We start from the raw sequence: 11,794 nt of genomic DNA, 5'->3' as shown, positions 1-11,794 counted from the left end.
TTAAAGGCACACAAAAGTGTGCCCCAAATTAAATAAATTTATTTTAAAATAATTTTTAATAAAATTAAATATTTTTAACTAAAATTTAAAATTATTTATTTTCATATAATTCAAAATCAATTCCTAAAGACTTAATTTCTCTAACAAGCACATTAAATGATTCAGGAACATTAGGTTCAGCGCAATATTTATTATCTATAATTTCTTTATAAATTTTAGTTCTACCATTAATATCATCAGATTTAACAGTTAACATTTCTTGTAATATATATGCTGCTCCATATGCTTCTAAAGCCCAAACTTCCATTTCACCTACTCTTTGACCACCAAATTTTGCTTTACCTCTTAAAGGTTGTTGAGTAACTAAACTATAAGAACCAGTAGATCTAGCATGAATTTTATCAACAACTAAATGATTTAATTTTAAAATATACATATAACCAACAGTAATTGGTCTTTCAAATTTCTCACCGGTTTGGCCATCAAACAAAGTAATTTGTCCTGATTCTGGAACACCACCTAAATTTAAAAAATCCTTAATTTCTTTTTCATTAGCACCGTCAAAAACTGGTGATGAAACTGGAATACCATTTTTAAGATTTTGAGCTAAAACTAATATTTCTTTATCACTAAATTTATTTAAATCTATTTTTTGAATATTAATTTCACCAGAATTATAAATTTTTTGAATAAATTTACGCAATTTATAAATTTTTTCTTTCATTTTAATCATTTTATCAATTTTTTTTCCTATTTCTTTAGCAGCCATACCTAAATGTACTTCTAAAATTTGTCCTATATTCATTCTTGAGGGTACACCTAAAGGATTAAGTACTATATCTATAGGTACCCCATTTTTATCGTAAGGCATATCTTCTATTAAATTAATTTTTGATATAACACCTTTATTACCATGTCTACCAGACATTTTATCACCAGGTTGAATATTATGTTTAGTAATTATATATATTTTAATAGTTTTTAATATTCCCGGAGCTAAAGTATTTATTTTAATTTTATTATTTTTTTTAATAATTTTTTTTTTTTTTTTAATTTTAAATTTATTATATACTGTAATTAAATTTATTATTTTTTTTTCTTCTATTTTATTTTTTAAAATAAATTTAAATATTTTTTTAAATTTAATTTTTTCTATTATTATTAAATTTATATTATTATATTTAAATAATTCATAAATACAATTATAAAATAATAATTTAAATTTATTAATTATATTATTTCTAATATTAAAAAATTTTTTTTTAATTTTTATTTTTTCAATATTTTCTTCATCTTCTTTTTTAAATATTTTTATATCTATTACTTTTCCAGATATACCATGAGGTACACGTAATGAAGAATCTTTAATTTCAGGAGATTTATCGCCAAATATAGCAATTAACAATTTTTCTTCTGATTTTAATTTTTTAGCATTTTTTGGTGTTATTTTGCTAACTAAAATATCACCTTCAAAAACTTCAGCACCAATTTTTATAATACCTGATTTATCAAGTTTATTAAACATATATTTAGGTAATCCTGGAATATAAGGAATTATTTTTTCACGACCTACTTTTGTATCTTTAATATCACATGATAATTCTTGAATATGAATAGATGAAAACTTATTTTGTTGAACTATTCTTTCAGAAATTAATATTGAATCTTCAAAATTATAACCATTCCATGACATAAAAGCAACACGTATATTTTTTCCTAAAGCTAATTCTCCTAAATCTGTAGATGAACCATCAGCTAAAACATCGCCTTTTAATACTTTTTCACCTAAAGATACACATGGTTTTTGATTTATACAAGTATTTTGATTAGATCTAATATATTTAATTAAATTATAAACATCTAAATTTTTTTTATTATAAACAGAATCATTATTATTAACTCTTATAACAATTTTAGAAGAATCTAAATATTTTACTACGCCACTTCTTTTAGCTAAAACTAACATACCTGAATCAGCAGCAATTATACGTTCCATACCAGTACCAACTATAGGTTTTTCAGAAATTAAAAGAGGTAAAGCTTGACGTTGCATATTAGCGCCCATTAAGGAACGATTAGCATCATTATGTTCTAAAAATGGTATCAATGAAGCTCCAATAGAAAGAATTTGTTGATTTGAAATATCAATATAATTTATTTTTTTTTTATTAAATAAACCAGATTCATTATTATGACGACAACTTATTAATTTTTCAACAAATTCTCCTTTTTTATTAATATTTAAATTTGCTTGAGCAATAATAAATTTTTCTTCTTCAATAGATGATAAATAACAAATTTTATTGTTTAATATACCATTTTTAACTAATCTATAAGGTGTTTCTAAAAGACCATATTTATTAATTTGTGAATATATAGATAAAGAATTAATAAGCCCAATATTTGGTCCTTCGGGTGTTTCAATAGGACAAATTCTACCATAATGTGTTGAATGAACATCTCTCACTTCAAAACCAGCACGTTCAAGAATTAAACCACCTGGACCAAGAGCTGAAATTCTTCTTTTATGTGTAATTTCAGAAAGAAGATTATTTTGGTTCATAAATTGAGAAAGAGGATTAGAAATAAAGAAATTTTTAAAATAAGCAGTAATTATTTTAGAATTAATAAAATTTTTAGGAAAAATAAATTTTTTAAGTGAAGATAATTTTTCTTTAATTGAATTTTTAGAATTCATTAAACTTAAATAAAAATGGTTATTAATCATTTCACCAACCGAACAAATTCTTCTATTTCCTAAATGATCAATATCATCTATTTTAACTTTACCATCGCGAATATTTAATATTTTTTTAATAATTAAAATTATATCTTTTTTATCTAAATAAATTGATTCTGAATTATCTGTACGAGATAATGAATAATTTAATTTTGCTCTACCTACTTTAGATAAATTATATTTACATCCAGAAAAAAAAAGAGATTCAAAGAATTTTTCAGCAATATCTAATGTTACATTTTCTTCAGGTTTTAAAACATGATAAATTTCAACTAACGAACTTAAACGATCATAAGCAGGATCTGAATTTAAAGTATTAGATATATAAGCACCACTATTAGTATTATTTGTATATATAACTTCAACTTCTTTATATCCATTTTTTTTTAATTCTATTATAATATTTTTAGATAAAACCATATTAGATATACAAATTAATTTCCCGTTTTTATTATAATAATCTTTAGATAATATTTTTGAATATACAAAATTAAACGGCACTAAAATACTTTTAATTTTATCTTTTTTTAACTCATTAATATTTTTAATTGTAATTTTTCTACCTTTTTTAACATATATTTTATTATTTGAAATTATATCAAATGTAGCTATTTCTCCATTTAATCTATTTAATATTAAATTCATTTTAATTTCATTATCACTAATATCAAAAACAATTTTTTTATAAAATATATCTAAAATATTTTCTGTAGTATAATTTAATGCTCTTAAAATTGTTGTAACAGGTATTTTTTTTTGTTTATCAATACGAACATATAAAATATCTTTTAAATCAAATTCAAAATCTAACCAAGCCCCTGAATAAGGTATTACTTTAGCATTATATAATATTTTTTTAGATAAATGAGTTTTACCTTTATCACTATCAAAAAAAACTCCTGGACTACGATGTAATTGAGATACTATAACTCTTTCAACACCATTAACTACAAAAGTAGCATTTTTAGACATTAAAGGAATTTCACATAAATCTAATATTTTTACTTTTACAAATTTAACAAATTTTTTAAATTTATAAATATACATAATTAATTTTAACTTTACTTTTAACATACCACAATATGTTATACCTCTATCTTTACATTCTTGAAAACTAAACAAAGGCTTAGTTATTTTATAATCTATATATTGCAATAAAACACTCAAATTATTATTATATATAGGAAAAAACCTACGTAATATATTTTCTATTCCTATTTTACCTAATTTATCTTTATTTATAAACTTTTTAAATGTTTCAAATTGAAAAGAAACAAGATAAGGTGAATTTAAAATTTGCAAATGTTTACCAAAACTTTTTCTTATTCTTTTTTTTATACTATTTGAAAAATTCATATTTTACTCCAAAAAAAACTTTTTAAAGTTTTTAAAAATTTAAAATTCATAAAAGACTGAAGATAAATCAACAGCCTTTTATGGCAATAAAATAAATTAATTTTATTTAATTTCAATAATTGCACCGGAAATTTCTATTTTTTTTTTTAGATTTTCAGCATCAATTTTATTTAAATTTTCTTTTAAAACAATAGGAGATGATTCAACTAAATCTTTAGCTTCTTTTAAACCCAACCCCATAACACTACGCACTACTTTAATAACAGAAATTTTATTAGAACCAAATGATTTTAAAATAACATTAAATTCTGTTTTTTCTTCAATTACTTTTTTAGTATTATCAGAATTATTTGGTACAAAATTTGAAGTAATATTAAATTTTTTTTCGATCATAGAAACAAATTCAGAAATATCTTTAATTGACATTGATTCTATAGTTTCTAATAACTTTTCTTTATTATTCATATTATTCCTAATATTTAAAAATTAAATTACATAACAATTATTGATCTTATTTAAATTTTTTATTTTTAAAATTATTTAAAACCCGAACAAATTTACCTAAAGAAATTTCTTTTAAAATATAAATTAATTTAGATAAAATTTCTTCTAATGTTGGTAACATTGCTAATTTATTAATATTTTCCTTTGTTATTATTTCTCCTTCAAAAGCAGCTAATTTAATTTTAAAATTTTCGTTTTTATTTTCAAATTCCTTACATAATCTAGCAGAAAATGCAGGTGTTTTTTTAGAAAAACATATTATATTATTACCCGAAATACTATTTTTAAGAAAATTAAATTTTGTATTTTTAAAAGCAATTCTTAATAAAGTATTGCGTATTAATAACACTTCAACATCTATTACTCGTCCTTTTCTTCTTAAATCATTAATTGTATTAGAATTTATATTATTAAGATCTGATATAACTATAGATAAAGTTTTATTAATTAAATTTTTAACTTTTAAAATAACTTCTTTTTTTTTTTTAAAATTCATAATTTTATCCAAATTAATGTATATTATATTTATTAAAATTAATTAAATTTAAAAAATATAAAATATTTACTTTACAAACATTATTATATTTATTTATAAATTATTTCAATGATAATAAAATATATTATATTACAATCAAACAATTATATCATTAAAAAGAGATTAGATAAAATATTATCTAACAATTTACTAAAATATTCAAGATCTTATATTAAAAATTTAATTATAAATAATAAAGTAAAAACAAATTATAAATTACTAAATAAACCTAATAAAAAAATATTTAAAAAAACTTTAATAAAAATTATATTTAAAAAAAAAAAAAAAACAATAAAATATCAAAAAATTAAACTAAATATATTATACGAAGATAAATATTTAATAATTATAAATAAACCAAAAAATTTTGTAGTTCATCCAGGTTATAAAAATTTAAAAAATACATTAATTAATGCTCTAATATATTATAATAATTTTTTAATATTAATTAAACGCTTAGGAATAATACATCGTTTAGATAAAGATACTTCAGGATTAATAATAATAACAAAAACATTATTAACAAGAAAATTAATAATTAATTCTTTAAAATATCATAAAATTAAAAAAGAATATAAAGGAATAGTAAATGGAAATATTATTAACAATGGTTATATTAACGCAAAAATTTCAAGAAATATTAGAAATCGTATTAAAATGGATATTAATAAAAAAGGAAAAAAAGCCATAACTTATTATAAAATTGATAAAAAATTTAATAATTATACAAAACTTAAAATTTTAATAAAAACCGGGAAAACTCATCAAATTAGAATTCATATGTCATATATAAACCACCCGTTAATAGGTGATAAAAAATACAATAAAATTAAAAAAAAAAAAAATTCAATCAAATTTAATAGACAAGCTTTACATTCATATTTTTTAAATTTTTATCACCCAATTTACGGCTTTATTTTAAATTGTTATTCTCAAATACCTTTAGACATTTTAAATTTAATTAAAATAATAAATTAAAAAATACAAAATACAAAATACAAAATACAAAATACAATTCAATACATATTAAATTAATATTAAATAAATATAATAAACAAAATAATTTTAAATTCTTTATAATTTAATTGTTTAAAATAAATTATTTTTATATTATAAATTATTATAAATTATTATAAATTTATTTTAAATAATTACAACATAAACCAAATATTTCCAAAAAAATCAATACCTATATAATTAATTAAATATAATATCAAAATTAAAAATAAAGAAGAATAATTGACATTTTTAATATTAGGTAATATAAAATTTATTTTTTCAATAATTTTATAAGATAATTGTGTTATAAATTTTTTAAATAAACTAGATCGCTGTTGAAAACAATTCATTAATACAAACATACTAATTACCCAAAAAATTAGATAATTTGATATTTTAATTAAAGATATTAAAGATAATAATATAGTAATATAAAAATTTATTATAGGAGAAGTATTTTGAATATATGATATTAATAAAAATTTAATAAACATTAATAAAAATAATATTAATAAAGATATACTATATATAGAGTTTATAGGGGGTATAATTTTTTTAAATAAATTAATTGGTACTTGAGTAACTTTTTTAATAAACCTTACAAATGGATGTTCAAAATTTAAAAAAGTCCATTCAATCCAAATTCTTAATAAAAAACTAATAGCACAAAAATCTATAATATTTTTAACCAAAAAATTAAGTGTTAGCATTTAATAATCCTTTTAAAAACAAAATAATCCAAATAAATTATAAATATTTAATAAATTTATTATAAATAAATTAATAAATATAAAATTATTTATTATATAAATAATATATTAAATATAAAATAAATATACAAATTAATACATTAATACTCTATAAAATTTAAATTAAAATATAATAATTTCATTAAAATAAAGGAATAATAAAATGTTAAATAATATAAAAAAAAAAGATAACAAAATCGAAAATATTAAATTATTACCACATTCTTTAGAAGCTGAACAATCTATATTAGGTAGTTTAATTTTAAATAATAATAACTGGGACAATATAATAGAACGTATTGATTCAAATGATTTTTATAGTAATCAACATAAAATTATTTTTGATGAAATGAATTTTTTATTAAGTAAAGGACAACCTTTAGATTTAATTACTTTATCAGAATCTTTAAAAAAAAAAGATAAATTAAATTTAATTGGAGGATTTGCATATTTAGTAGAATTATCACAAAATACACCTAATATTTCTAATATCATAGCATACGCAGATATTGTTCATGAAAGAGCTATTATAAGAGAAATGATAACTGCAGCAAATGAAATAGCAAATGCTGGTTATTATCCTAAAGGGAGAAATTATGAAGAATTAATTGATTTAGCTGAAACAAAAATATTTAAAATCGCAGAAATTAGATCAAAAAAAAACGTAGGACCACAAAAAATTGATGAAATTTTAGATAATACTATATCACGCATTGAATTATTTTACAAAAATCCTAATAATGGTATTATTGGTATAGATACAGGATATTTTGATTTAAATAAAAAAACAGGAGGTTTACAAAAATCGGATTTAATTATTATTGCATCAAGACCATCTATGGGTAAAACTACTTTTGCTATGAATTTATGTGAAAATGCAGCAATAATTCAAAAAAAACCAGTATTAATTTTTAGTTTAGAAATGTCAGGTGAACAAATTATGATTCGAATGATATCATCATTATCACGTATTAATCAAACTAAAATAAGAACAGGACAATTAAATGACAATGAATGGGTTCGTATATCTAAAATTATTGGAGTTTTATTAGAAAATCAAAATATATATATTGATGATTCTTCTTGTTTAACACCTAGTGAAATAAGAACAAGATCAAGAAGAATTTTTCGAGAAAATAATGGAATAAGTTTAATAATGATTGATTATTTACAATTAATACGTGTTCCAAATTTATCTAATAATCGTACTTTAGAAATATCAGAAATTTCACGTTCATTAAAAGCCTTAGCAAAAGAACTCAATGTACCTATATTAGCTTTATCTCAATTAAATAGATCACTTGAACAAAGAACAGATAAACGCCCCGTAAACTCAGATTTAAGAGAATCTGGATCAATAGAACAAGACGCAGATTTAATATTATTTGTTTATAGAGATGAAGTATATAATAAAAAAAGTAAATTTAAAGATATGGCGCAAATTATTATAGGAAAACAAAGAAATGGACCTATTGGATCTATATTTTTAAATTTCAATGCTAAATTAGCTAGATTTGATAACTATTTAAAAAAATAATACTTTAAAATATAATATTTTAAAATATAATATTTTATATTATAATATCTTAAATTATATTTATATATGTATAAAAAATTAATTTTAATTCTAAATTGTGGTAGTTCTTCTATCAAATTTACAATTATTAACTCACTTAATAATGATAAAATAATTACTGGTGTAAGTGAATATATTAAAAAAAAAAAACATATTATAAAATGGAAAATTAATAATATAATAAATAAAAAAAAAATTTTTTTAAATTATAATATATTAAAATTTATTTTTACTTCAATTATATTAAAAAATAAAAAAATTTCCAATAAATTATGTTCAATAGGTCATCGTATAGTGCATGGAGGGGAATTATTTCATAATTCTGTAATAATTAATGATAAAATTATTAATTCAATTAAAAAATACATATCATTTGCTCCAATTCATAATATAGAACATTTAATTGGTATTTATAATAGTTTTAAATTTTTACCAAATCTTTTTAAAAAAAATGTAGCTGTATTTGATACAGCATTTCACCAAAGTATACCTAAAAAATCTTTTTTATATGCTTTACCATATAATTTATATAAAAAATACAAAATACGACGTTACGGAGCGCATGGTATAAGTCATAAATTTTTAACTTCAGAAACTTCCAAATTTTTAAACATTAAAAAAAAAAAATTAAATATAATTACATGTCATTTAGGTAATGGATGTTCTATATCTGCAATTAAAAATGGAAAATGTATTGATACTTCTATGGGTTTAACGCCATTAGAAGGTTTAATAATGGGAACTAGATGTGGTGATATTGATCCATCTATTATATTTTATTTACATAATAATTTAGGAATAAAAATAAAAGAAATTGATAAAATTTTAAATAAAGAATCTGGTTTATTAGGATTAAGTGAAATAAGCAATGATTGCAGATATATTGAAAAAAACTATAAAAATAATCCTAAATTAAAATTAGCAATTAAAATTTTTTGCTATAAATTAACAAAATATATTGGAAGTTATAGTGTATTAATGCATGATCATTTAGATGCTATTGTATTTACTGGTGGTATAGGAGAAAATTCTGTATTAATAAGAAAATTAACTATTAATTCACTAAATTTTTTAGATTTTAAAATAGATAATGTACTTAATAAAAAAATAAATTATACAAAATATGGTATTATAACAAAATCTAAAAGTCGTATATCTCTAGTTATACCTAGCAATGAAGAATTAATAATAGCAAAAGACACAAATAAATTAATAAACTAATAATATTTTAATTTATATAATAAAAATTATAAATTTAATTAATAAAAATTTAAAAGGATTTTAACATGTCACACGTAATAATGTTTTTACCTATTAATAATATTAATAATATTAAAAATATAATAAATAATACTATTTTAAGTATAATTAATTCTATTAAAAAAAAAAAAATAAAATTCTGTTTTATGAAACCAATTATTAAAATAAATAAAAAAAATCACAAAAATTTCTTATTATCAAAAGATAAATTTTTAAACATTAAATATTCAGAACATTTATTTTTTTTTGAAAAAAAAGAAATATTAATAAAAGAACTTATTTCATATTATTATAAAAATATTAATAATTATGATATTTTTTTTATAGAAGGTATATATCCAATTAATAATAATCAAAATTTTATATTTTTAAATTACGAAATATCAAAAGCTTTAAACGCAAAAAATATAATTCCATTATATTTTAATAAATTTAATACCATAATAAATATTAAACAATATATTAATTTAATATATAATTATTTAAAATATTATATTAATTTAAAAATATATAGTTTTATTATTATTCATTTTAATATTAAAAAAAATATTAAATTAAAAAAAAATTTTTTAAATCCAATTATAAATTATATACCATTAAATTTAAATTTAATCTCATTAAATATTATTAATATTGCATATTATACTAAATTAAATATTATTAATAAAAGTAAAATATTTAAAAACCGTATTAAAAACATTATTTTTTATAACAATAATATTAAATATAATTTTAATTATTTTAATTCAAATATTTTAATATTAATTCCATTTAATAATATAGAAAAAATTTTTAAAATTTGTGTATATATTTTTAATGGTATTAATATAAATTCAATAATTTTGACAAATTTTAATAAATATTTTACAAATATTAAAAACACAATAAATTTTTCTTTTTTTTTAAATTTACCGATTTTTATAACTAATAAAACAAATTTTAAAATATTTAAAAAATTAAAAAAAATAAATTTTAAAATTTTAAAAAATGATTATAAATATACCAAAAAAACACAAAAAAATATTTCAAATTATATTAATTATAATTGGATTAAAGATTTTAAATATCCTTTAAAATTTAAAAATTTTACACCCAAACAATTTTTATATAAAATAACGCAACTTTCAAAAAAAGCTAATAAAAGCATTATTTTACCAGAAGGTTATGAACCTAGAATTTTAAAAGCAGCATCTATTTGTGTTGAACAAAATATTGCAAAATGTATTTTATTAGGTAATCCAAATAAAATTAAAAAAATTGCATTATTAAATAATATTAAATTAAATAAAAAAATTGAAATTATAAATCCTAAAAAAATCAGAAATAATTATATTAATAAATTAGTACAATTAAGAAAACATAAAGGTATAAACAAAATTAAAGCTTATGAAGCATTAAAAGATAATGTAATGTTAGCAACGATGATGCTAAAATCAAACGAAGTTGATGGTTTATTATCTGGTTCAATAAACACAACCGCGAACACAATCCGACCAGCATTACAAATAATAAAAACTTCACCTGAAAATTCATTAATTTCATCAATATTTTTTATGCTATTACCTGATAAAGTTTTAATATATAGTGATTGCGCAATAAATATAAATCCTACTGCTAAACAATTATCAGAAATTGCAATAGAAACAGCAAAATCAGCTAAATTATTTAATATTGAACCAAAAATAGCAATGATTTCATATTCTACTGGTAATTCAGGTAAAGGAAAAGAAGTAGAAAAAGTTAAAGAAGCAACAAATTTAATCAAAAAAAAAAGACCTGATTTAATAATTGATGGACCAATTCAATATGATGCAGCAACAACACCATATGTATCAAAAATAAAAACTCCATTTTCAAAAACAAAGGGAAAAGCAAATATTTTAATATTCCCAGATTTAAATACAGGAAATACAACATATAAAGCTGTACAAAGATCAGCAAATATAATTTCAATTGGACCTATATTACAAGGTATTCGTAAACCGGTAAATGATTTATCTAGAGGTGCACATATAAAAGATATAATTTATGCAATTGCTATAACATCAATTCAAGCATCTAAAAATAAATAAAAT

Annotated in this window: 8 protein-coding genes; 4 read left to right on the top strand and 4 right to left on the bottom strand. The window is 18.7% G+C overall.

Annotated features, from left to right (window positions below):
• Positions 1–91 precede the first annotated feature (91 nt).
• The 3 genes from rpoB to rplJ all read right to left on the bottom strand — a co-directional run bounded on the left by rpoB (position 92) and on the right by rplJ (position 5,096).
• The gene (gene rpoB / locus MEJ61_RS00860) at positions 92–4,096 is read right to left on the bottom strand and encodes a DNA-directed RNA polymerase subunit beta (RefSeq protein WP_459563390.1); all 4,005 of its coding nucleotides are present in this window, start codon (positions 4,094–4,096) and stop codon (positions 92–94) included.
• A gap of 102 nt (positions 4,097–4,198) precedes the next feature.
• A complete protein-coding gene (gene rplL / locus MEJ61_RS00855) occupies positions 4,199–4,561 on the bottom strand; it encodes a 50S ribosomal protein L7/L12 (RefSeq protein ID WP_459563211.1) in 363 nt (120 codons plus the stop codon).
• A gap of 46 nt (positions 4,562–4,607) precedes the next feature.
• Positions 4,608–5,096 carry a 50S ribosomal protein L10 gene (gene rplJ, locus MEJ61_RS00850; RefSeq protein WP_459563210.1) on the bottom strand — a complete coding sequence of 163 codons (489 nt, stop codon included), beginning with the start codon at positions 5,094–5,096 and terminating at the stop codon, positions 4,608–4,610.
• 108 nt (positions 5,097–5,204) lie between these two features.
• Between rplJ and MEJ61_RS00845 the strand changes: the two genes are divergently transcribed.
• Complete coding sequence (locus MEJ61_RS00845) at positions 5,205–6,113, top strand: RluA family pseudouridine synthase (RefSeq protein WP_459563208.1); 909 nt, start codon at positions 5,205–5,207, stop codon at positions 6,111–6,113.
• Positions 6,114–6,286: 173 nt separating this feature from the next.
• On the opposite strand, the gene MEJ61_RS00840 is transcribed toward MEJ61_RS00845, so the two are convergent.
• A complete protein-coding gene (locus MEJ61_RS00840; RefSeq protein ID WP_459563207.1) occupies positions 6,287–6,844 on the bottom strand; it encodes a YggT family protein in 558 nt (185 codons plus the stop codon).
• 202 nt (positions 6,845–7,046) lie between these two features.
• On the opposite strand from MEJ61_RS00840, the gene dnaB reads away from it, so the two are divergent.
• The 3 genes from dnaB to pta all read left to right on the top strand — a co-directional run bounded on the left by dnaB (position 7,047) and on the right by pta (position 11,791).
• Positions 7,047–8,420, top strand: a complete 1,374-nt coding sequence (gene dnaB / locus MEJ61_RS00835; RefSeq protein ID WP_459563206.1) for a replicative DNA helicase — start codon at positions 7,047–7,049, stop codon at positions 8,418–8,420.
• 66 nt (positions 8,421–8,486) lie between these two features.
• On the top strand, positions 8,487–9,680 hold the full coding sequence (locus tag MEJ61_RS00830) for an acetate kinase (protein WP_459563205.1): 1,194 nt from the start codon (positions 8,487–8,489) through the stop codon (positions 9,678–9,680).
• A gap of 65 nt (positions 9,681–9,745) precedes the next feature.
• Positions 9,746–11,791 (top strand): phosphate acetyltransferase, encoded by a 2,046-nt coding sequence (gene pta / locus MEJ61_RS00825; RefSeq protein ID WP_459563389.1) that lies wholly within the window; start codon positions 9,746–9,748, stop codon positions 11,789–11,791.
• Positions 11,792–11,794 lie beyond the last annotated feature (3 nt).

The sequence above is a fragment of the Candidatus Psyllophila symbiotica genome, assembly GCF_029910555.1.
GTDB lineage: Bacteria > Pseudomonadota > Gammaproteobacteria > Enterobacterales > Enterobacteriaceae_A.
Note: the sequence above shows the minus strand (reverse complement) of the source record. Positions and strands in the feature narration are given on the sequence as shown.